Genomic DNA, 21,819 nt, shown 5'->3' with positions numbered 1-21,819 from the left:
ATAGTTTCGCACATCAAGCAAAGGGATATTCAGTTTGATGCATAAAGTGCGTTATCATGCCGCATACTGTAAACGACAACAAAACGTTGGGCTATAGCCAAGCGGTAAGGCAACGGACTTTGACTCCGTGATGCGCTGGTTCGAATCCAGCTAGCCCAGCTGAACGTCTGGTCAAACCGGAGGGGCTTTGAGCCGGTGAAAACGGTCTCCGCTATATATCGGCGCGGGGCCGTTTTTTATGGTTTCAATGCGATCGGTGGAATACATCGAAGCGATTGACGGCCACACAATGGTTTGGTTCACATCGCCGCGTTCGTGTCAGTCGTTCGAATGAAAGATCGTCGACAAAAAACTGCTGAGGCAGAAGGATTTTGGCGAATGACGGCGAATGCAAAACATGAAAGGGGAGAGCGACAATGAAAACAGCCGATTTATGCGATCAATTTTTAGACGAGTTGCAAGTATGCGAGTTGCCGTTCCAATCGTACGGCGGAAAGCGGGCATTTTCCGGGCCGATTGCGACGGTCGATGTGTTTGAAGACAACGTCCTTGTCCGAGAAGCGCTGGAGACGGTGCCGCCGGGGACGGTGCTCGTGGTCGATGGAAAAGGCTCGCGCCGCGTCGCGCTATTAGGCGACCGGCTGGCGCAAATCGCTTGCGAGAGGGGGCTTGCTGGCGTCATCATCCACGGCTGCATCCGCGATTCAGCGGAAATTGGCGCCATGCCGATTGGCGTGATGGCGATCGGCACATGCCCGGTGAAAAGCAAAAAAGAGGGAAAAGGTTCACGCGACGTTGCGCTCGAGTTTGGCGGCGTCCGCTGGGAGCCAGGGGCGTACGTGTACGCTGATGCGGACGGCGTTGTCGTCGCCAACAAAGATTTGTTGGCGAAAAATGGTTGACGGCTGCGGTCGAGTCTCGTTCAATACAACGAACAGGTTGAGGCGATGGAGATGGAATGGCAGGAAGTGCGTTCATTGTATCCAAATCAATTTGTGAAATTACAAGTATTAAAGTCCCATTTAGAGGGAGATCAAGAAATCATTGAAGAGGTGGCTGTTATCGGAACGGTTTCGGACAAGGATGCAACTCGTGAGTTGCTGCAATCGAAAGGGAATCAGCTTGTTTATCATACTAGCCACAAGGAGATTGTTTTAAAAGTTCGGGGAGCGATTGGCCTGAGAGGGAAATTTCATTATGCAGATTGAATATCGTGAAGGCTTGCTGTTTGCATCGATCGAAATCGTTTATCAAGGAAGGTCTAAGTTGATTCATAATATGGTGATTGATACTGGTGCGGCGAAAACAGTGATTTCTCAAAATGCAGTAGAAGATATTCATTTGCGGGTAGAGCCGGGCGATCGTATTGTGGCTTATTACGGAATCGGTGGGAAAGAGTACGCGTTTACAAAAAAATTAGACTGTATTCAGCTAGATTCTTTCCAGCTAAGAGAGTATGAAATTGATTTTAGCGGGATGGACTATGAGGGGATTAACGGTTTGTTAGGATTGGATATATTGCTGGGCGCTGGATTTGTCTTAGACCTGGACAAGTTGGAGATGTATCGTTCTGGTTGAAATGGAACGCCCGCTCGAAATGCCAAAAAGAAGGAAAAGGCGCCCGCGACGTTGCGCTCGAGTTTGGCGGCGTCCGCTGGGAGCCAGGGGCGTACGTGTACGCTGATGCGGACGGCGTTGTCGTCGCCAACAAAGATTTGTCGGCAAAAAACGGTTGACGGCAACGCATTGGTTGTACTACGATGAAAACGGATGCTTGTTCCATGACAGCGCATATATGGCGGTAAGACAAACAAGGTGCCTAAGCCTGCTTAAGGGCTTGGGTGAAAAGGGAAGCCCGGTGAAAATCCGGCACGGTGCCCGCCACTGTGATGGAGAGCTTTGCGGCAACAAGTCACTGAAGGATGCTTCGGGAAGACGCCGCCAAGCGATGATCCTAAGTCAGGAGACCTGCCTTGTTTGGATCGGACGGATGCCTACGGGACTATAGGCAGACGTGCGGGAGAATGACGGCTTTAGGGGCCCTGTTTGGGCCGTTTACGGCTTTCGTATACATTTTTCTGCACCTCTGCTGTAGAGGTGCTTTTTCTTTTGTCGAAAAACCGTCCGTCTGCCGCATTTCATTCTACCATTCTAGCAAAAGGGGGGATTTGGTGGCGACGTGGGATTTGCGGGGAATGAAGCATCATGTGCTCATTTGCAACGGAGGGACGTGCCTCCGCCATGGCGGAGATGACGTGACAACCGCGGTGCGCGAGGAAATCGCCCGCCTTGGGCTTGACGACGCTGTCCATACAACAAGGACGCGCTGCAACGGACGCTGTCAAGATGCGTGTGTGATGATCGTCTACCCGGATGGCGTCTGGTACCGGTTGATGACACCGGAGAAGGCAAAAGAGGTCGTCCATCGCCATTTGCAAAACGGCGAGCCGCTTCGCGCGTGGGCGACGTATGAATACCGTGAAGACGGGTTGACCCGTCTTGGTGGGACGGAGTCGGTTATTGGCGTTCGAAAGAGGAGGACGTAATGATGGAATGGGCCAGTTATGTAATGTTAGCGATATTTCTCGGCATGCGTCATGGGATGGACAGCGACCATGTCGCGGCCATTGCGGATATGGTCGGAAGCGAGTCGCGGCGAAGACAGCAGTTGGCGCTCGGAATCATGTACGCTATTGGACACGGAGCAATCGTGTTTGTCATGGGGGTGGCGGCGCTCATGGTCGGCGCCCGGCTTCCCGAGTCGTCAGCCGCCGCCATTGAGCTCTTAGTTGGCGTTACGCTTGTGCTTCTTGGCGGGATGATGCTTTTTTCTCTTTTTCGGCGGGGTGAGGTGAAAAGCCGGTTTCAGCTCCTTTATGAGTTCGGCCATACGGTTACTCGATGGCTGCGGGGAAGGCGGGAAATGGACAGTTGCCGTTCTTTTTCGCATGTTGGTTGGGCTGGCGCCTTGATCATCGGCATCATTCATGGCATTGGCGTCGAAAGCCCGACCCAGCTAGCCATTATCACCCACGCGGTCGGAAAAGTGCGTGTGAGCGCCGCTGTCCTTCAGCTTGTGCTGTTTGTCGCCGGCTTGCTCATTGCGACGATTGCTACAGCGGCTGGATTATCGTGGGGATTTTGGAAAGCAAAGCAGCGGGAACGACTGTTTTATGTCCTTGGTGCGGTCACAGGGATTTACAGCATATGGTTAGGGATGTCGATGATAATCGAGATATGGAGAGGGGGGCTGTAAAGTGGGCGGCAAATTGCTCATTGTCGGCTTTGGCCCGGGAAGCGTCGACCATATGACGAAACGGGCTCGGGAAGCGATTGAAGAAAGCGACGTCATCATTGGCTACAAAACGTACATCGAACTTGTGCGCGATCTGATTGTCGGAAAGGAAATCATCAGCACGGGCATGACGGAAGAGGTGAGCCGCGCCCAAGCGGCGGTGAAATGGGCGGAGCGCGGCAAAACGGTCGCCGTCATTTCAAGCGGTGACGCCGGGTTGTACGGCATGGCCGGGCTCGTGTATGAAGTGCTGATCGAAAAAGGGTGGACGAAAGACAGCTCGATTGAAGTCGAAGTCATCCCCGGCATTTCCGCGATCCATTCGTGCGCCGCGCTGCTTGGCGCACCGATTATGCACGATGCGTGCACGATCAGCTTGAGCGACCATTTGACGCCGTGGGAGCTGATTGAAAAGCGGATTGACGCCGCCGCCGCGGCCGATTTTGTCATCGCGCTTTACAACCCGAAAAGCGGACGGCGCACTAGACAGATTGTGGAAGCACAGCGCATCCTGCTCCGCCATCGGTCTCCGGAAACCCCGGTCGGTCTGGTGAAAAGCGCGTACCGCGAGCGGCAGCATATCGTCCTCACCGACTTGGCGCATATGCTTGACCATGAGATCGGCATGTTGACGACGGTGATTATCGGCAACTCAACGACATTCGTCCATGACGGCGTGATGATCACGCCGCGCGGCTACCAGCGCAAGTATCAACTAGCAGCCGCCGTCCAGCCGCTCAAACCGCATGAACGGCTGCGCAAAGAAGCGGAGCCGTGGGCGCTTGACCAGACGAAACCGCTGGAAGATGAGGGCGAAGGAAGCACGGGGGCATCAGGACCGTCCGAAGCGGCTGTCCTCGCCGGGGACAACCAGAAGGATCGTGCTTTCACCGCCTTGGCCACCGCGGTTCGACCGCCGTCTGTTGCCGCGGCCACGAAGGAGGCCGAGCCAACGCCGCTGGCTGCCGTTTTGCCGCCGCTTGCTGCACCGCTGGCAAAAACAGCCAAACGGCAGCCGACCGCCGCGCCAAAACGGGTGAAAGAAACAGCCGAAGACGCGCTCGCCGCTTTAGAGAGACGGAAAACAAGAAAGACGGCGGCCGTGTTGTTGGAAGCGGCGGTGAGCCCGGGCGTGGCCAATAAACAGTTCACCCCGGAACAGCTCATCGTGCTTGCGGAAGTGGTAGGGATGGATGGAAAAATGACCTACACACCGGATCATTATATGAAAATCGAACGGTTGACAGAGGACCCAGATGGGCTTGTGGCCCGTCTCGTTGACGCCGGACTGATCGTGATGCCGGTCGGTGATGTGCTGACGGTGAAGGCATGTGATTTTTGCGATGGAGAGAAAAAAGACGCCATTCCATACGCGGAGGAATTGGCGCGCCGGTTTGGCGGCATGGCGCTGCCGAAAGAGTTGAAGCTTGGCATCAACGGCTGCGGGATGGCGTGCTACGGCGCGGTGCACGAAGACATCGGGCTTGTGTACCGGAAAGGGAAATTTGATTTGTTTTTGGGCGGGAAAACGGTCGGCCGCAACGCCCATCCCGGCCAGCTCGTCGCGGAAGGCATTCCGCCGGAAGAAATTGTGGCGGTTATGGCAGAAATCATCGAACAGTATCAAGAACAAGCACATCCAAATGAACGGTTTCATAAGTTTTTCCGCCGCGTGAAGCAAGTCGGACGTTTTTCACATGAAGAAGCCAAGACGGCGGCGATGATCGAAACGCCGGCATGCGGCGAGTAACCGTCAGATTGAGCGACACGAAAGAGAGGGAGAACGAACATGAGATCCATTTTGTTTGTCGGCCATGGCAGCCGCGACCCGGAAGGGAACGAGCAAGTGCGGCAGTTTGTCGACCGCCTGCGGCCGCGTTTGCGCGATTCGTTTCATATTGAAACAAGTTTTTTAGAATTTGGCCGTCCGTCGATCGGCGAAGGAATCGAACGCTGCGCCGAAGCCGGGGCAATGGAAGTGGCGGTCATTCCGCTCATTTTATTGCCGGCCGGGCATTCGAAGCTGCATATCCCGGCGGAAATCGATGAGGCCAAAGCGCGCTATCCGCATATGGTGTTCCGCTACGGCCGCCCCATCGGCGTCCATGAGCAGACATTTGCTATTTTGCGCGAACGATTGCAAGAAATCGGCGAGCGGCCGGAGCAGCCGGATGACGGAACAGCGGTCATTTTGCTTGGCCGCGGCGGGAGCGATCCGGATGCGAACAGCGACTTGTATAAAATCGCCCGCCTCTTTTGGGAACAGACCGGCTATGCGCTCATCGAGCCGGCGTTTATGGGCGTGACGACGCCGTCGCTTGATGATGCTGTCCGCCGCTGTCTCATGCTCGGAGCTAGGCGGATCGTTGTTCTTCCGTATTTTTTATTCACCGGCATCCTGATTAAGCGGCTTGAGCAGCAAATGGCGCAATACCAAGCTGAGCACTCGCATATCTCGTTTGCGCTTGCCGGCTATTTTGGATTTCATCCGAAGCTTGAGGAGATCGTGCTTGACCGCCTCAACGAGGTGCTCGGCCAAACGGTGGCGATGAATTGCGACATCTGTCAATATCGGCTGCACGCCGCCCATCATCACCATCATCATCACCATCATTGAAGGAGGAAGCGTCCGATGATTTTATTGTTAGCTGGAACAAGCGATGCCCGCGAATTGGCGGTGATGATCCAACAAGCCGGCTATAACGTAACCGCGACGGTCGTCACCGATCACGCGGCCGAACAGCTCCGATCGGCCGGCATTCGCGCCTATGTCGGCCGCTTGGATGCGTCCCAGCTTGCCGATCTGGCCAAAGCCGAGGGGGCCAAAGCGATTGTGGACGCGAGCCATCCATTTGCTGAAGAGGCGTCAAAAAACGCCATGCAAGCGGCAGCAGACGCCGGGTTGCCCTACATTCGCTACGAGCGGCAGGCGTCTTCGTTTTCATCCGAGAAGGTGACATTTGTCGACAGCTATGAAGAAGCGGCTGACTTGGCGGCGGAAAAAGGCGGCGTCGTGATGCTGACGACCGGCAGCAAAACGCTCGACATTTTCGCCGCGAGGCTCATCGGTCGCCCGGACGTCAAGGTGATTGCGCGGATGCTGCCGCGGAAAGACAATCTCGACAAATGCGAGCGGCTCGGGTTTTCCCAAGAGCAGATCGTCATGATGCAAGGGCCGTTTACGAAAGAGCTCGATCGGGCGCTATACCGCCATTTTGGCGTCACGGTCGTCGTCACGAAAGAAAGCGGCAAAGTCGGGTTTGTCGATGAGAAAATCGCTGCCGCCGAGGAGCTCGGCATTGATGTCATCGTCATCCGCCGCCCACGGTTGTCATACGGCATCGTGCATCACGATTTTGCCGGCGTGCTCGAGGCGTTGAAGCAGCATGCGCCGCTTCCGGCCGTGTAAAGAATGGGATTCTAGCGGCCGCTCATGCAAGCGATCATGAAGAAAGGAGAGAATTGTCATGGACTTCCATACAACATTTCGTCCGGCGACGGTGCAGCCGGAACAAATTGAAGCGCGCAGCTTTCAAATCATTGATGAAGAGATCGGCGAGCATTCATTTACAGAAGAACAATACCGAATCGTTCAGCGCGTCATCCATGCATCGGCTGATTTTGAGCTGGGCAAAAGCCTCATTTTCCACCCGGATGCGATCCGCTCAGGCATTGATGCCATTCGCAGCGGCAAGCTCGTCGTCGCCGATGTGCAAATGGTGCAAGCCGGCGTCAATCAAGCGCGGCTTGCGAAGTTCGGCAGCGCGGTGCGCGTCTATATTTCTGATGAAGACGTGATCGCTGAAGCGAAACGGTTGAATACGACGAGGGCGATTGTGGCTATGCGCAAAGCGGTGAAAGAAGCGGAAGGCGGCATTTTTGCCATCGGCAACGCTCCGACAGCGTTATTGGAGCTCATTCGCCTCATCAAAGAAGGAGAGGCGCGGCCGGGATTGGTGATCGGCTTGCCGGTCGGATTCGTCTCGGCGGCGGAATCGAAAGAAGAATTGGCGAAGCTCGATGTGCCGTTCATCACCAACCGCGGCCGCAAAGGAGGAAGCACCGTGACCGTCGCTGCCTTGAATGCTTTATCGCTGCTCGCCGAGCGAGCGTGACGAACGATGGAAACGAAAAAAACGCTGCGTGAAGGGTATACGACCGGATCGTGCGCGACAGCGGCAACGAAAGCCGCGCTCACGGCGCTCATCACTGGCCAAGTGCAGGCGGAGGCGACGATTCGGATTCCGATCGGGCGGGTGGTGACCTTTTCGCTCGCCTCTTGTTCGTTCGATGGCGAAACGGCGACGGCCTCGGTCGTGAAGGATGGCGGCGATGACCCAGATGCGACGCACGGCGCGCTCATCGTTTCCACTGTCTCGTGGGCCTCGTCGCCGGGCGTTCATATCGACGGCGGTGAAGGGGTCGGACGCGTCACCAAACCCGGCTTGCCGGTGCCGGTCGGGGAAGCGGCGATCAATCCAGTGCCGCGGCAAATGATCCGCGAAGCCGTCAATGAAGTGCTGGCGCAATACGGTCTACATCGCGGGGTGAAGGTCGTCATTTCTGTGCCCGGCGGCGAGGAAATCGCCAAAAAAACGTTGAACCCGAGACTAGGCATCATTGGCGGCATTTCGATTTTGGGGACGCGCGGCATCGTCGTTCCGTTCTCCACCGCCGCCTACCGGGCGAGCATCGTGCAGGCGCTTCAAGTGGCGAAAGCGAACGGCTGCCGCCATGTTGTCATCACGACCGGGGGGCGGAGCGAGAAATACGCCATGCAAGAATATCCACATTTGCCGGAAGAAGCGTTTATCGAAATGGGCGATTTTGTCGGCTTTACGCTGAAACAATGCAAACGGCTTGGCATCAAGATGGTGTCGATGGTCGGGATGATGGGGAAATTTTCGAAAGTCGCTCAAGGAGTGATGATGGTGCACTCGAAAAGCGCCCCGGTCGACTTTGGCTTTTTGGCTGCCATCGCCGAGCAGGCAGGTGCTGGCCCAGAACTGGTGGCTGCGGTGCGCGGCGCGAATACGGCGGCGCAAGTCGGCGACATGATGCAAGAGGCCGGTTGCATGAAGTTTTTCGAGCTTTTGTGCGAAGCGTGCTGCCAGGCGGCGCTTCACGAAGTGGGAGGCGGTCTGACGGTGGCGACGTCCATTTACACAATGAACGGACAACAATTAGGAAAGGCGGTGCAGACCGATGGGGACGATGAAGTTGATCGGTGTGGGTGCTGATGGGCAAGCAAGTCTTCCTGAGCTGTATCGACGCTGGATTGATGAAAGCGAGCTGCTTGTCGGCGGCGAACGGCAGCTGGCGATGTTTCCTGAATACAAAGGAGAAACGATCATCATCCGCCGCGGACTGGCGGAGCTGGTGGAGCGGCTCCGCCATGAGACGCGCAACACGGTCGTGCTTGCTTCCGGCGATCCGCTCTTTTACGGCATCGGCAGCTATTTGGCCGGCAAATTGCCGATCGACGTGTATCCGGCCGTCAGCTCAGTGCAATGGGCGTTTGCGAAAATGGGCGAGTCTTGGCAAGACGCGGCGTTTGTCAGCGTCCATGGCCGGCCGCTCACCGGTTTGGCTCAGCGGGTCGACGGGCGGCGCAAAGTCGCCATCTTAACCGATGAGACGAACTCGCCGGCCGCCATCGCCCGCTATTTGCTCGAGTACGGCATGACGGAATATGAGGCGTTTGTCGGCGAGGAGCTCGGCGGGCCGAATGAGCGATGCCGGTTTTTCAAGCTAGAAGAAATGGCAGAAACCGAGTTTCTTCCATTAAATGTAGTCATTTTGCGGCAAACCGCTCCTGGTCCGATTTGGCCGCTCGGCATTGACGATGATGAATTTTTCCAACGCAAGCCGGACAAAGGGCTGATTACAAAGAAAGAAATTCGCGTCTTAAGCGTAAGCGCCTTGCGCTTGCGCCCGGACAGCGTCGTCTGGGACATTGGGACGTGCACCGGTTCGGTCGCGATTGAAGCGGCGAAAATCGCCCGCGACGGGGCGGTGTTTGCGATTGAAAAAAATGAATACGACCTCGAGATTTGCCGGCAAAACTTGCGCAAATTCCGCGTTGACATCACGCTTGTGCACGGCAGGGCGCCCGATCGGCTCGATGAGTTTGCCGACCCGGATGCCATCTTTATCGGCGGCACGTCAGGCGCGATGTCGCCGTTGTTGGACGTCTGTGCGAAACGGCTGAAGAAAAATGGACGCATCGTGATCAACGCGGCAACGGTTGAGACGCTTGCTGAAGCGGGCCGCGAGCTGCGCAGCCGTGGATTTCATGTTGACATCACGCTCGCGCAAGTGTCGCGAAGCAAGCCCATTTTAGAGTTGACGCGCTTTGAGGCGCTCAATCCGGTGTATATCATGACAGCCAAGCGGGAGGGAGACGAATGACCGGCACGTTGTACGGCATCGGTGTTGGCCCGGGCGATCCAGAGCTCATGACGGTGAAAGCATACCGCCGCCTAAAAGAAGCGGATGTCATCGCCTATCCAAAAAAAGGGCGGCAAAGCAAAAGCTATGCGGAACAAATTATTGATGCGTATTTTGCGCCAGAGGAAAAACGGCGGCTCGGCCTGCATTTTCCGATGACAAAAGACCGAGCCTTGCTTGAGCCGAAGTGGAACGAGGCGGCGGACGCCATTTGGGCGGAGCTGTCGGCCGGGCGCGATGTCGCGTTTGTGACCGAAGGCGATCCGCTGTTGTACAGCACGTTCATCCATTTGATGCACGTAATGGAGCGCCGCTATCCGGAAGCGCCGATTGAAGTTGTCCCCGGCGTCAGTTCGGCCAACGCTGCTGCCGCTAGGCTTCGTCTGCCGCTGGCGGATGGTGATGAAACCGTGGCGATTGTGCCCGCCCGCGACGATGTTGAGGCGATGAAAGCAGTGCTTCTTGAGCACGATTGCGTTGTCTTTTTTAAAGTGGCGAAAGTGATCGATTTGCTGGTTCGTCTGTTGCGGGAACTCGATTTGCTTCATCGCGCCGCTGTTGTGACGAAAGTGACGTCCGGCGAGGAAGTCGTGTGGAAGGTCGAGGAGCTCGACGGAGCGGAACTCGAATATTTGACATTGATGGTGGTGAGAAAGTGAAGCTGTATATCGTAGGGGCGGGGCCGGGAGCGCCGGATTTGATCACGGTTCGCGGCGCCGAGCTTCTCGCTGCTGCCGACGCCATTTTTTACACCGACTCGCTAGTGAGCGCGGAATTGATCGAGCGCTACCGGAAGCCAGATGCTGACGTTTTCCATACCGCCGGCATGCATTTAGAAGAAATGGTCGCGGCAATGGCGGAGCAAGTGAAACAAGGACGGCTTGTCGTGCGCGTCCATACCGGTGATCCATCGATTTACGGGGCGACGCTTGAGCAAATCGCCTTGTTGAAAGAAGAAGGAATTGAAGTGGAAATCGTCCCCGGCGTCAGTTCGGCGTTTGCCGCCGCGGCCGCCGTGCAGGCGGAGCTCACCGTTCCGGAATTGACGCAGACGGTCATTTTCACCCGCGCCGAGGGGCGGACGCCGATGCCGCCGCGTGAGAAATTGCAGGAGCTGGCGCAGCATCATTGCACGCTCGTTCTTTTTTTAAGCGCGACGCTTGCCAAAAAAGTAAGCGCGGCGCTCCTTGAAGCGGGCTGGAGCGGTGATACTCCTGTCGCGATCGTCTATAAGGCGACATGGCCGGATGAAGTCGTGATTCGTTCCACCGTTGCCACAATGGCTGACGATATGCGGCGCCATGGTGTGACGAAACACGCGATCATGTTGGCCGGTTGGGCGCTCGATCCCCATATTCATGAGCGCGGCTACCGTTCGAAGCTGTACGACCGCACGTTTACGCACGGATATCGAAAGGGGGAGAAGTAAGGTGGGAGTTGTTGCCGCGAACAACAAAAGACACGGCGCCTATGCTGTCGTGGCCATTACGAAACACGGGGTCGAGATCGCCCGACGCCTTGGAGGCGCTCTTGCGGGAGCGGACGTTTATTATACGGATAAATTCGCCCGCGGCGATGAAGCCAAGCACGGGATTCGCTTGTTTTCCGGCAACGTCAGGGCCTTGTTGCCGGAGTTGTTCGCCCGCTATGACGGACTCATTTGCATCATTTCGCTCGGCGCTGTCGTACGGATGATCGCTCCGCTGTTAAAAGACAAAAAGACCGATCCTGCGGTCGTGGTGATCGATGATAAGGCTGAACATGTGATCAGTGTTCTTTCCGGACATTTGGGCGGAGCGAACGAACTGACGCTGCGCGTTGCTGCCATTTTAAGCGCCCGCCCGGTCATTACGACCGCTTCTGACGTGCAGCAGACAATCGCCGTCGATCTGTTCGGTCGCCAGTTCGGCTGGGAATGGGAATCAGCTGACAAGCTGACGCCGGTGAGCGCCGCGGTCGTGAATGAAGAGCCTGTCGCGATCGTGCAAGAGTCGGGGGAAACCGGCTGGTGGCCGGAAGGGCGGCCATTGCCCAAAAACATTGCCGTGTACGGCTCGATCGCGGAAGCGCTCGCTGCCCGCCCGGCGGCCGCGCTTGTGGTCACTCATCGCCTGCTTGCGCCGGAAGAAGAGGCCATTTTGCAAAACGGCGTTTTGTATCGCCCGAAAGTAATCGCGCTTGGCATCGGCTGCAACCGCGGCACATCGGCTGACGAAATCGAAGCGGTCATCCATGAGACGCTCAATGAGCTGCGCTTTTCGATGAAAAGCGTCAAAGCGGTGTGCACCATTGATTTGAAAAAGGATGAACAAGGACTTTTGGAGGTAGTCAACAAATATAGATGGGAATTGGTTGCATATACGCCAGAAGAGCTGAACACGGTGCCGATCGAAGCGCCGTCGGAAACGGTGTACCGCTACACCGGCGCGTATGGGGTGAGCGAGCCGGCGGCGAAATTGTACAGCGGGGCCGATCGGCTGGCGCTGGTGAAAAAGAAGTCCGGCAATGTGACGATTTCCGTAGCGCTCATCGATCATCAAAAGAAAGCGACCATGCAGGGAAAGGGGAAAGAGGCATGCGACGGCTTGTCATCGCCGCACCGGGAAGCGGCGCCGGCAAAACGACCGTGACGCTTGGATTGATGGCGGCCATGAGGCAGCAAGGATATACGGTGCAAGGGTTTAAATGCGGCCCGGACTACATCGACCCGACTTACCATACGGCTGTGACCGGCCGGCCGGCGCGCAACTTGGACAGTTGGATGATGGGAAGCGAAGCGGTCAAAACGGTGCTCGCCAACGGTTGTCAAGGGGCTGATATCGCCATCATCGAGGGGGTGATGGGGCTGTTTGACGGGAAACAGCCGCTTTCTGACGAGGGGGCGACGGCTGAAATCGCCGTATTGACCGAAAGCCCGGTGCTGCTTGTCGTCGATTGTTCCGGCATGGCCCGCAGCGCCGCCGCCATCGTCCATGGGTTTCAAACGTTTCGCCCCGATGTGCGCCTCGCCGGCGTATTTGCCAACCGCGTCGGCAGCGAAGGGCATTTTCGGCTCGTCAAAGCGGCAGTCGAGCAAACGTGCGGGGTGCCGGTCGTCGGGTTTCTCACGCAAGACGAAGCGTTGGCGCTGCCAGAGCGCCATTTAGGGCTCGTGCCGTCGGTGGAGCGCGGCGAACTGGATTCGTTTTTTGCCGATCTGGGGAGAAAGGTGGCGCGCACGATCGATTGGGAGACGCTCCTTTCGATTGCAGAAGCGCCAGCCCTTTGTTCTCCGGCGCCGCTCATTCGCCCTTCGCGGCCGTATCGCGTGCGCGTGGCGGTTGCCAAAGATGCTGCCTTTCATTTTTACTATCCGGAGAATCTGGAGATACTTTCTGCCTGCGGCGCGGAGCTTGTCTACTTTTCTCCGCTCGCCGGCGAGCCGCTTCCGGATGGGGTGAACGGATTGTATATCGGCGGCGGGTTTCCGGAAGAGTTTGCCGCCGAGCTCGCCAGGCAAGCCGCTGTCAAACAGTCGATCCGCGCCGCCATCGAACACGGGTTGCCGACGTTGGCCGAGTGCGGCGGGTTTATGTTTCTCACCGAACAGCTTGTTGCGACGGACGGTTCGGCCTATGAGATGGCGGGCGTCATCCCGGGGAAGGTCGTGATGAAGACGAAGCTCGCGGCGCTTGGCTACCGCGAAGTGCGCGGTCGAAATGGAAATTTTCTATTGCCGGAAGGAGAAACAGCGCGCGGCCATGAGTTTCACTACTCCGTTTATGAGCCGCGCGGTGAGACGCCGTTTGCCTACGAAACGAGCGGCCGGAAAGGAACGAAGCCTGACGGTTATTTGGCGCACCGGCTTGTCGCTGGCTATGTCCATTTTCATTTCGCGTCCGCCCCGGCGATGGTTGAGCGGTGGCTCGCCGAATGCGAGAAGGTGACCATCAATGGCTAAGGCGCTGCCGATTATGTTTCAAGGCACCCATTCTGATGCCGGCAAAAGCGTCATCGCCACCGCGTTTTGCCGCATGTTCGCCCAAGACGGCTGGAAGACGGCGCCGTTCAAGTCGCAAAACATGTCGTTAAACTCCTACGTGACGCCGGACGGAAACGAAATCGGACGGGCGCAAGGAATTCAGGCCGAAGCGGCCGGAGTGGCGGCGCGCGCTGAGATGAATCCGATTTTGATTAAGCCAAGCCGCGAGCATGAATCGCAAATCGTTGTGCTTGGCAAACCGTACGGCAATATGCAGGCGTTCGCTTACCGGAACGAGTTTTTCCACCAAGGGCTGGCCGTCATCCGTCAGTCGCTCGAAACGTTGATGAACGAGTATGACCGGATTGTCATTGAAGGAGCGGGAAGCCCGGCGGAAGTAAACTTAAACGACCGCGAGTTGGTCAACATGCGCATCGCCCGTCTCGCCAACGCCCCGGTCGTGTTGATCGGCGATATTGAGCGGGGCGGGGTGTTCGCGAGCCTCGTTGGAACGCTGTCGCTGCTTGAGCCTGAGGACCGAAAGCGGGTCATTGGGGTCATCATTAACAAGTTTCGCGGCGATGTGGCGCTGCTTAAGCCTGGGCTCGATTGGTTTGAGCAGCACACCGGCGTGCCGGTGCTTGGCGTCGTTCCATATTTGCCTGATTTGGCGATCGATGCTGAAGATTCGCTGTCGCTTGAGCGGTTTGCTTCATCTGTCGGGGGAGAGGAAGCGATTGATGTCGCTGTCATCCGCTGTCCGAAAATCGCCAATTTCACCGACATCGACCCGCTGCTGGCAGAACCGGACTGCCGCGTCCGGTTGGTGACGCACGTCGACGAGCTTGGAGCGCCGGATGTGATCGTGCTTCCCGGCAGCAAAAACACGATCGAAGACTTGATTTATATGAAGAAAAGAGGACTCGCTTCCCGCATTGTGTCGCTTGTCAATGAAGGAAAAGCGAGAGTCGTCGGCTTATGCGGCGGCTACCAAATGCTTGGCGCCGTCATCCGCGATCCGTATGGAGTCGAGACGCCGCTCCCCGAAGTAAAAGGACTTGGTTTGCTGCCGATTGAAACGACGCTTGAGCGGACGAAAATCACGATCCGTACGGAAGGGATGCTTACGTGGGCGGGCGAGCGGTTTTCGGTGCAAGGATACGAGATTCATATGGGCCGCTCGGCGCCGCTTCCTGGCTATGCGCCGCTTATTGAGGCGGACGGCCGCCATGAAGGGGCGAAGCACAGTGATGAGCGGGTGCTGGGCACGTACATGCACGATTTGTTTCATAACGATGCGTTCCGCACCGCGTTTTTCAACAACATTCGCCGCCAAAAAGGAATCGCTCCTTCTGGCGTCCGACTCTTTCGCTCGCTCAAAGAAAAGGCGTTCGACCGGCTTGCCGCTCATGTCCGCCAGCACGTGGCGGTCGAGCGGATCGAACAGATGATGCGTCAATTTGGCTGTCGCGATCACAGTTGAAGTCCAACAACGGGAAGACACCAAGGCAATGGGCGTTGATTTGGGACTTCGTTATATCGCCATTGCCAGCATTGGAACGAAATCGTTGTTTTTCAAGGACAGCCAATGCGCTTTCATTCGCCGACGATATGCGGCTTTGCGGCGAACGTTGGGCAAAGCGAAGAAGCTCCATATGATTCGCACAATCGGCCGTAAAGAGTCCTGCTGGATGAAGGATATAAACCATAAAATCAGCCGTCAAATCGTCCGTTTTGCCCTCGCCAACGGTGTTGGCATGATTCGGATGGAAAAGTTGACGCGTTCCCTCAATCATAGACGAGAAAGGAGGAAGCGCATATTCCCGCTTGATGGGGGATATTGTGCGCCCATGATGAATGTTTCCATCCCACCGATCCACCGTGAAATGGTTGAACAAGCGCGTGCCTATATCGATCAATTGACCAAACCGCCCGGCAGCCTCGGCCGTCTTGAAGAAGTGGCGGCAACGCTTGCCGGCATGACCGGGGAGCTGCTTCCACGCGTCACTCCGCCCGGAGTGCTCGTGTTTGCGGCCGATCATGGCGTCACGGAAGAAGGGGTGTCTGCCTATCCGGCCGAAGTGACGGCGCAAATGGTGTACAACTTTGCCAACGGCGGAGCGGCGATCAACGCCTTCAGCCGGCAAATCGGCGCGTTGCTTCAGGTGATTGATGTCGGTGTCGCCGTGCCGATTGCTGATGAGCGCGTCATTCAGAAAAAGGTGCGCCCGGGAACGAACAATTTCGCGGAAACGGAAGCGATGACGCCGTCCGAGGCCGAACAGGCGCTTCATGTCGGTTACGAACAGGCGGCGTCCATCATTGAACAAGGCGTCCGCACGCTCATTGTCGGCGAAATGGGCATCGGCAATACGACCGCCGCGAGCGCCTTATTGGCCACGTTGACCGATGAGCCGCTTGAGCGCATCGTTGGCAAAGGAAGCGGCATTAAGGAGGAAATGCTTGCCCATAAACAGGACGTGATCCGACGGGCGCTCTTGCTTCATCGGCCGGATCCGGCGAAGCCGCTTGAATGGCTTTCGAAAATCGGCGGGTTGGAGATCGCTGCTATGGCCGGGGCGATGCTGGCAGCCGCCGAACGGCGCATCCCGATTTTGCTTGACGGTTTTATTTGCACGGTGGCTGCCCTTGTGGCCCGCCAGTTTGCCGTGAACGTCACAGACTATATGATTGCCGGCCATCGTTCGCAAGAGCCGGGGCACAGTATAGCCCTTCGTTTGCTAGAGAAGGAGCCGCTTTTGGATCTCGGCATGCGCCTTGGCGAAGGAAGCGGCGCGGCGGTAGCGTTTCCGCTCTTGATTTCAGCAACGGCGATGGTGAACGAAATGGCGACGTTCGCCTCGGCGGGCATTTCCACAGCCAATGCAAAAGGGGAGAAGGGGCGATGACCGTCGGCAAAGTGTATTTAGTCGGCGCTGGGCCGGGGGATGAAAAGCTCATCACGGTTTACGGCCGCGAATGCCTAGAACGGGCGGATGTCATTATTTACGACCGGCTCATCAACCGTAAGCTGCTGCGCTACGCGAAGCCAGACGCTGAGCTTCTTTACTGCGGCAAAGAGCCGGGAAAACATGACACGGTTCAAGAACAAATTCATGAGCTGCTCGTTTGGCATGCGCAACAAGGAAAAACGGTCGTCCGCTTAAAAGGCGGCGATCCGTGCATTTTTGGCCGCGTTGGTGAAGAGGCGGAAGTGTTGGCGAAAGCCGGAATTCCGTTTGAAATCGTTCCAGGGGTGACATCCGGCATTGCTGTGCCGGCGTACGCCGGCATTCCGGTCACCCACCGTGATTACGCCGCCTCGGTGGCGATGGTCAGCGGGCATCGGAGTGAGCGGATCGATTGGGAGGCGCTGACTCGAGGATGCGATACGATCATTGTCTACATGGGAGCGGCCAACTTGTCGGATATTTGCGGCCGTTTGATGGCGGCCGGAAAGCCGTCGGATACGCCGGCGGCCATCATTGAATGGGGGACGACCGAGCGGCAGCGCACGGTGGCGGCGACGCTTTCGACGCTGTCAGACGAGGCGGAACAGGCGGGCATTTCCCATCCGGCCATCATCATCATCGGCGATGTCGTTCGTCTGCGTGAGACGCTCCAATGGTTTCCGGAGCGGCAAGGGGGCGTGGTCGATGCCGACGCCTCGTCGTAGCGGGCGTGTCATCGTTTATACGGGCGACGGAAAAGGAAAAACGACGGCCGCATTGGGGCTTGCCCTGCGTGCCGTCGGCCGGGGAATGAACGTCGCGGTTTTGCAGTTTTTGAAATCGCCGGAACGAACATACGGCGAGCAGTTGGCCCTAGAGCGCCTTGGCGTCGACGTCCGTCAGCTCGGCGCCGGCTTCACATGGACGAAAACGCCGGACATCCACCGGGAAGCATTGAAGCGTGCCTGGGCGGTGGCCAAAGAATATGTGTATTCCGGACGGTATGATATGATTGTGCTCGATGAACTGAACAATGTGTTGGCCATTGACCGCTTTCCCGTTGAAGATATCGTATCAGTCAGCGAGGTGCTCGAGCTGATCCGCACGCGCCCGCCGTCGCTCCATCTTGTCATCACGGGGCGCGCGGCGCGCCCGGAGCTGATGGCGGCTGCCGATATCGTTACGGAAATGAAGTTGGTCAAGCATGACTATGAACAAGGAAGGACCGCGATGAAAGGGATTGAATTTTAGAAGCAAAAAAGCGGCTAAAAAACGGCCGCTTTTTTGCAGGTTAGGCATTTTCATCGGTTTTGTCATTTTGGATTTTGTTTTGCCGACGTCCTTTGCTGTTATCGCCGGAAACCGGGCCGCGAAGCAAGGCCACCGGATCTTGCGTTGGCGCGTTTTGATTGCGGCTGCCGTTGTTTGGGCGTTTCGTCATGAGCTCCACCTCCTTTGGCTGCCGTTGTCATACGTTTAGCATGGACGATGCCTTCATTCCTATGCATGGTTGTCTACAGCCCAGCATAAAAAAAGCGGGAAGCGTTCGTGTTCCCGCTTTCCCGCTGCAAGCCGGCCGGATGCTGGCAAACACGGCGGCCGGATGAAGGCAATCAGTGATTTCGGTTAGTAGGCATATCCGCCCAAGCAGGCACATCCAACAATAATCAACAAAATAAACAGAACGACAATCAACGCAAAGCTGTTTCCATGCCAAGCGCCCATCATGTTCACCTCCTGGTGGAATCTATCGTATTGTATGTCAAAAAAAACTAAAAGAACAGGGCGATTGTCGAAACACGAAAACAATCGGCCAAAATGAGAAAAACGCCTTGCATATGTTTCAGCAAGGCGTTTTTTCGGGATGGTTCAAGTGAAATGATTGCATATATTGATTTCATTCCCATTCATAAGGCGTTTCTTGATACACGTAATAGTTCAGCCAGTTGACAAACAGTAAATTGGCATGCGAGCGCCATGTGTTCAGCGGCGGCTGGCTTGGGTCATCATTGGGAAAGTATGATTCCGGGATGCGAATCGGCAGCCCTTTCGCCAAGTCGCGTTCATATTCTTCTTTGAGCGTTGTCGCATCATATTCTGGATGGCCCGTTAAGAAAATGCGGCGCCCGTCGTTCGATGCGACGAGGCAAACGCCGGCTTTGTCAGACATGGACAAAATGGTGAGATCCGGCACTTTTTCGATGTCTTCGCGCTTGACGTCTGTATGGCGGGAGTGCGGCATGCGGAACACATCGTCAAAACCGCGCAATAGTTTTACGTTTTTCACTTCCACCGTATGGTTGAACACACCGAAGCATTTTTCCGGCAATGGGTATTTCGGAATGCCGTAGTGATAGTATAAGCCAGCTTGTGCCCCCCAACAAATGTGCAACGTTGACGTGACGTTCGTTTTCGTCCATTCCATAATTTCCGTCAATTCTCCCCAATAGTTGACCTCTTCAAACGGCATTTGCTCGACCGGCGCTCCGGTGATGATCATCCCGTCGAACTTGCGATGGCGAATGTGCGGGAAAATCGTGTAAAATTGTTCTAAATGATGTTTGCTTGTCGTTTTCGGCTCATGGGTCGCCGGGCGCAAAAAGGTGACGTTCACTTGCAGCGGCGAGTTGCCGAGCAGCCGCAGCAACTGTGTCTCTGCTTTTTCTTTTTCGGGCATCAAGTTTAAAATGATGATGTTGAGCGGACGGATGTCTTGCGAATACGCCCGTTCTTCGTCCATCACGAAAATGTTTTCTTGTTCGAGTATTTCTTTCGCCGGCAAGTCTTTTGGAATGTTGATTGGCAATGGTGTCCCCTCCGTTTCTGTCTCGTTACTAAATACCTTAATTATAAAAACTTTGTCAACATTCTTCAATTGATTTTTTGACCTTAAACAGCTGGTGAACAAAAAGGGGGAATCCCGATTGGATCCGACCGCCTTTGACAATTTAAAAACGGTGTTGGAAGGGGCGGTATATGACGCGGATTTGCAAGGGCGCATTGCCGTGGTCGAGCGCCGCGACCTTGTCGATTTGGCCCGTTTGTTTCGGGAGTACGCCATTTCATTTCGGCTGAATGATGCGCCCGATCCGCTCGTCGTCTGCACCGCGCGGCTTTCGCTTGATTTTGCTGAGCTGGTCAATGAGCGGCTCTATCACGGCCGGGCCGGCTGCCGGCTCGCTCTTCTGTTTACCCTTCCGGTTCGCCGCTCGTCCGTTTGTGCGCTCATTGAAGGAACGCTGCGGACGATTTGGGGGGAGGAGCGAATCATCCGGCAAACGCTCCGCTTTCCATTTCCACATGAACGCGGCCCGTATGAAAATGAAGCCGTGGTCGAATTTGCACGCCTCATTTATGAGGAAAACGCCGCCGATTTGCCGGAGATGGTGCCGTATATGGTTTCATCACTTGAACAATTGCAGCTGTTCGCCGGGCAGTAACGATGCAAAAAGTAGAAACAAACCATGAAATCCGCTATGATGGAGATGAGGTGAAAAATCATGAGTGTATATGAATTCAGCGCCAAAACCATTCGCGGAGAGGAACAACCGCTTTCCGTCTATCGAGGCAACGTGCTGTTGATTGTCAACACGGCGAGCCGTTGCGGCTTCACCCCGCAGTATAAAGAACTGCAGGAGCTGTATGACGAATATCGCGATCGCGGGTTTGTTGTGCTCGGCTTTCCGTGCAACCAGTTCGGCGGCCAAGAGCCGGGGACGGAAGAGGAAATTGAGCAATTTTGCCAGTTGAATTACGGTGTGACGTTCCCGCTGTTTGCGAAAGTGGATGTGAATGGCGATCACGCCCATCCGCTGTTTCAATATTTGAAAGAAGAGGCGCCGGGGGCATTGGGAACAAAGGCGATCAAATGGAATTTCACGAAGTTTTTGGTCGACCGCAACGGCAAGGTTGTAGCTCGTTTCGCACCGCAAACAAAGCCAAGCGAGCTGAGAAAGGAAATTGAAAAGCTGCTGTAAGGCAAGGAGGGGTAACGCTTGCGCATTCAAGCGATTGAGCCGACGCCAAGCCCGAACACGATGAAAATATTGCTTGATGAAGAATTGCCTTCCGGCACGCGCCATAACTACAAACCGGACAACATCAGCGAAGCGCCGCCGCTTATTCAAGCATTGATGCGCATTGACGGAGTGAAAGGCATTTACCATGTCGCTGATTTTTTGGCTATTGAACGCCATCCGAAATACGACTGGCGCGACATTTTGGCGAAAGTGCGCGAAGTGTTCGGCGAGAAAGTGGATGACGGCGCCGAGGCAAAGCCGAAAGGAAACGAACATTTCGGCGAAGTGAAAGTGTTCGTGCAAATGCTGTACGGTCTGCCGATGCAAGTGAAGCTTGTCGATGGGGAGCGCGAACACCGCGTCGGGCTGCCGAAACCGTTTATGGACGCGGTCATTGAGGCGCAAAAATACGCAGGAAATGTTGTGCTTGAGCGCAAATGGGTCGAAAAAGGAGTGCGCTACGGCACGTTTGAGGAAATCGGCCGCGAAATAGTCGATGAGCTGTCGGCAGCCTATCCGCCCGAGCGGCTGGAGCGGATCGTCAACATGTTCCGCCGCGGCGAGCAGGAAAAAACGGTGCAAAAGCGTCCAAGCCTCAAAGTGACGAGCGAGATGCTCGATGACCCGGATTGGCGCAAACGGTATGCCGCGCTCGAACAGATGGCCGAGCCGACCGAGGACGATATCCCGGTGTTGGCCAAGGCGCTCAAGGATGAAAAAATGGCGATTCGCCGCCTGGCGACGGCGTATCTCGGCATGATCGGCGGCAAAAAGGTGCTTCCGTATTTGTATGAAGCGTTAAAAGATCCTGCTGTCGCTGTCCGCCGCACCGCCGGCGACTGTTTGTCCGACATCGGCGATCCGGAGGCCATTCCGGCCATGATCGAAGCGCTAAAGGACGAAAGCAAGCTCGTCCGTTGGCGCGCGGCCATGTTTTTGTACGAAGTCGGCGACGAATCGGCGCTGCCGGCGTTGAAAGCGGCGGAAAACGATCCGGAGTTTGAAGTGAGCTTGCAAGTGAAAATGGCCATTGAACGGATCGAAGGCGGCGAAGAAGCGAAAGGGTCTGTGTGGAAGCAAATGACGGAGAGCCGGAAGAAAGAAAACGAAACAGAACAGTAAACCAGGCGCGCCCATCGGTGC

At 56.1% G+C, this 21,819-nt stretch carries 25 protein-coding genes, 1 tRNA gene, 1 pseudogene and 1 riboswitch; of the genes and pseudogenes, 24 read left to right on the top strand and 3 right to left on the bottom strand.

Annotation, left to right across the window (positions count from 1 at the left end; genetic code table 11):
* Positions 1-87: 87 nt before the first annotated feature.
* From JCR24_RS03745 to cobO, 21 genes and pseudogenes are all read left to right on the top strand, one after another.
* Positions 88-159 (top strand) — tRNA-Gln (locus tag JCR24_RS03745).
* Between the two features lie 257 nt (positions 160-416).
* Positions 417-902 carry a ribonuclease E activity regulator RraA gene (gene rraA / locus JCR24_RS03740; RefSeq protein ID WP_008880144.1) on the top strand — a complete coding sequence of 162 codons (486 nt, stop codon included), beginning with the start codon at positions 417-419 and terminating at the stop codon, positions 900-902.
* Between the two features lie 51 nt (positions 903-953).
* Complete coding sequence (locus JCR24_RS03735; protein WP_008880145.1) at positions 954-1,208, top strand: hypothetical protein; 255 nt, start codon at positions 954-956, stop codon at positions 1,206-1,208.
* Positions 1,198-1,578 carry a retropepsin-like aspartic protease gene (locus JCR24_RS03730; protein ID WP_008880146.1) on the top strand — a complete coding sequence of 127 codons (381 nt, stop codon included), beginning with the start codon at positions 1,198-1,200 and terminating at the stop codon, positions 1,576-1,578. Before JCR24_RS03735 ends, JCR24_RS03730 begins: the two co-directional genes overlap by 11 nt.
* Before the next feature lie 17 nt (positions 1,579-1,595).
* Positions 1,596-1,736, top strand: a pseudogene (locus tag JCR24_RS03725) (RraA family protein); the annotation flags it as partial.
* 60 nt (positions 1,737-1,796) lie between these two features.
* Positions 1,797-1,990, top strand: a riboswitch (cobalamin riboswitch).
* A gap of 181 nt (positions 1,991-2,171) precedes the next feature.
* Positions 2,172-2,546, top strand: coding sequence for a (2Fe-2S) ferredoxin domain-containing protein (locus tag JCR24_RS03720; protein ID WP_025039121.1), 375 nt, complete (start codon positions 2,172-2,174; stop codon positions 2,544-2,546).
* A gap of 2 nt (positions 2,547-2,548) precedes the next feature.
* Positions 2,549-3,256, top strand: a complete 708-nt coding sequence (locus JCR24_RS03715; protein WP_236612559.1) for a HoxN/HupN/NixA family nickel/cobalt transporter — start codon at positions 2,549-2,551, stop codon at positions 3,254-3,256.
* A gap of 1 nt (position 3,257) precedes the next feature.
* Positions 3,258-5,045, top strand: a complete 1,788-nt coding sequence (cobJ, locus tag JCR24_RS03710) for a precorrin-3B C(17)-methyltransferase (protein WP_238980104.1) — start codon at positions 3,258-3,260, stop codon at positions 5,043-5,045.
* Between the two features lie 39 nt (positions 5,046-5,084).
* Positions 5,085-5,912: a sirohydrochlorin chelatase gene (locus JCR24_RS03705; RefSeq protein ID WP_238980103.1), complete on the top strand. Its 828-nt coding sequence runs from the start codon at positions 5,085-5,087 to the stop codon at positions 5,910-5,912.
* Between the two features lie 15 nt (positions 5,913-5,927).
* Positions 5,928-6,704 carry a precorrin-6A reductase gene (gene cobK, locus JCR24_RS03700; protein WP_008880155.1) on the top strand — a complete coding sequence of 259 codons (777 nt, stop codon included), beginning with the start codon at positions 5,928-5,930 and terminating at the stop codon, positions 6,702-6,704.
* A gap of 58 nt (positions 6,705-6,762) precedes the next feature.
* Positions 6,763-7,410, top strand: coding sequence for a precorrin-8X methylmutase (locus JCR24_RS03695; protein WP_014195898.1), 648 nt, complete (start codon positions 6,763-6,765; stop codon positions 7,408-7,410).
* Positions 7,411-7,416: 6 nt separating this feature from the next.
* Positions 7,417-8,535 (top strand): cobalt-precorrin-5B (C(1))-methyltransferase, encoded by a 1,119-nt coding sequence (locus tag JCR24_RS03690; protein WP_014195897.1) that lies wholly within the window; start codon positions 7,417-7,419, stop codon positions 8,533-8,535.
* Entirely contained in the window at positions 8,501-9,706 is a 1,206-nt protein-coding gene (cbiE, locus tag JCR24_RS03685; RefSeq protein ID WP_238980102.1) for a precorrin-6y C5,15-methyltransferase (decarboxylating) subunit CbiE, read from the top strand. The genes JCR24_RS03690 and cbiE overlap by 35 nt, the downstream gene beginning before the upstream one ends.
* Complete coding sequence (cobI, locus tag JCR24_RS03680; protein ID WP_008880159.1) at positions 9,703-10,404, top strand: precorrin-2 C(20)-methyltransferase; 702 nt, start codon at positions 9,703-9,705, stop codon at positions 10,402-10,404. The genes cbiE and cobI overlap by 4 nt, the downstream gene beginning before the upstream one ends.
* A complete protein-coding gene (gene cobM, locus JCR24_RS03675) occupies positions 10,401-11,174 on the top strand; it encodes a precorrin-4 C(11)-methyltransferase (RefSeq protein ID WP_011231288.1) in 774 nt (257 codons plus the stop codon). Before cobI ends, cobM begins: the two co-directional genes overlap by 4 nt.
* Before the next feature lies 1 nt (position 11,175).
* Entirely contained in the window at positions 11,176-12,375 is a 1,200-nt protein-coding gene (locus tag JCR24_RS03670) for a cobalt-precorrin 5A hydrolase (RefSeq protein ID WP_238980101.1), read from the top strand.
* Positions 12,321-13,685 (top strand): cobyrinic acid a,c-diamide synthase CobB, encoded by a 1,365-nt coding sequence (locus JCR24_RS03665; protein ID WP_238980100.1) that lies wholly within the window; start codon positions 12,321-12,323, stop codon positions 13,683-13,685. Before JCR24_RS03670 ends, JCR24_RS03665 begins: the two co-directional genes overlap by 55 nt.
* Positions 13,678-15,189, top strand: coding sequence for a cobyric acid synthase (locus JCR24_RS03660; protein WP_015374897.1), 1,512 nt, complete (start codon positions 13,678-13,680; stop codon positions 15,187-15,189). The genes JCR24_RS03665 and JCR24_RS03660 overlap by 8 nt, the downstream gene beginning before the upstream one ends.
* 367 nt (positions 15,190-15,556) lie before the next feature.
* On the top strand, positions 15,557-16,615 hold the full coding sequence (gene cobT, locus JCR24_RS03655) for a nicotinate-nucleotide--dimethylbenzimidazole phosphoribosyltransferase (RefSeq protein ID WP_238980099.1): 1,059 nt from the start codon (positions 15,557-15,559) through the stop codon (positions 16,613-16,615).
* Positions 16,612-17,382 (top strand): uroporphyrinogen-III C-methyltransferase, encoded by a 771-nt coding sequence (gene cobA, locus JCR24_RS03650; RefSeq protein WP_020755871.1) that lies wholly within the window; start codon positions 16,612-16,614, stop codon positions 17,380-17,382. Before cobT ends, cobA begins: the two co-directional genes overlap by 4 nt.
* A complete protein-coding gene (cobO, locus tag JCR24_RS03645) occupies positions 17,363-17,908 on the top strand; it encodes a cob(I)yrinic acid a,c-diamide adenosyltransferase (RefSeq protein ID WP_049624523.1) in 546 nt (181 codons plus the stop codon). The genes cobA and cobO overlap by 20 nt, the downstream gene beginning before the upstream one ends.
* Positions 17,909-17,948: 40 nt before the next feature.
* On the opposite strand, the gene JCR24_RS03640 is transcribed toward cobO, so the two are convergent.
* The 3 genes from JCR24_RS03640 to metA all read right to left on the bottom strand — a co-directional run bounded on the left by JCR24_RS03640 (position 17,949) and on the right by metA (position 19,463).
* Positions 17,949-18,098 carry a hypothetical protein gene (locus JCR24_RS03640; RefSeq protein WP_187298889.1) on the bottom strand — a complete coding sequence of 50 codons (150 nt, stop codon included), beginning with the start codon at positions 18,096-18,098 and terminating at the stop codon, positions 17,949-17,951.
* Between the two features lie 185 nt (positions 18,099-18,283).
* Positions 18,284-18,382, bottom strand: coding sequence for a YjcZ family sporulation protein (locus JCR24_RS03635; protein ID WP_011231280.1), 99 nt, complete (start codon positions 18,380-18,382; stop codon positions 18,284-18,286).
* A gap of 172 nt (positions 18,383-18,554) precedes the next feature.
* A complete protein-coding gene (gene metA / locus JCR24_RS03630) occupies positions 18,555-19,463 on the bottom strand; it encodes a homoserine O-acetyltransferase MetA (protein WP_238980098.1) in 909 nt (302 codons plus the stop codon).
* 118 nt (positions 19,464-19,581) lie between these two features.
* Here metA and JCR24_RS03625 point away from each other — a divergent pair, with 118 nt between their 5' ends.
* From JCR24_RS03625 to JCR24_RS03615, 3 genes are read left to right on the top strand one after another with little or no spacing between them, the layout of a single operon-like run.
* Entirely contained in the window at positions 19,582-20,097 is a 516-nt protein-coding gene (locus JCR24_RS03625) for a hypothetical protein (RefSeq protein ID WP_014195889.1), read from the top strand.
* A 60-nt stretch (positions 20,098-20,157) separates the two neighbouring features.
* Positions 20,158-20,634 carry a glutathione peroxidase gene (locus JCR24_RS03620; RefSeq protein ID WP_014195888.1) on the top strand — a complete coding sequence of 159 codons (477 nt, stop codon included), beginning with the start codon at positions 20,158-20,160 and terminating at the stop codon, positions 20,632-20,634.
* Between the two features lie 18 nt (positions 20,635-20,652).
* Entirely contained in the window at positions 20,653-21,798 is a 1,146-nt protein-coding gene (locus JCR24_RS03615) for a conserved virulence factor C family protein (protein ID WP_238980097.1), read from the top strand.
* Positions 21,799-21,819 lie beyond the last annotated feature (21 nt).

Source organism: Geobacillus sp. YHL, from assembly GCF_022341265.1.
In the GTDB taxonomy this organism is placed as follows: Bacteria; Bacillota; Bacilli; order Bacillales; family Anoxybacillaceae; genus Geobacillus; species Geobacillus thermoleovorans.
This window is presented reverse-complemented; position numbering and strand designations above follow the sequence as displayed.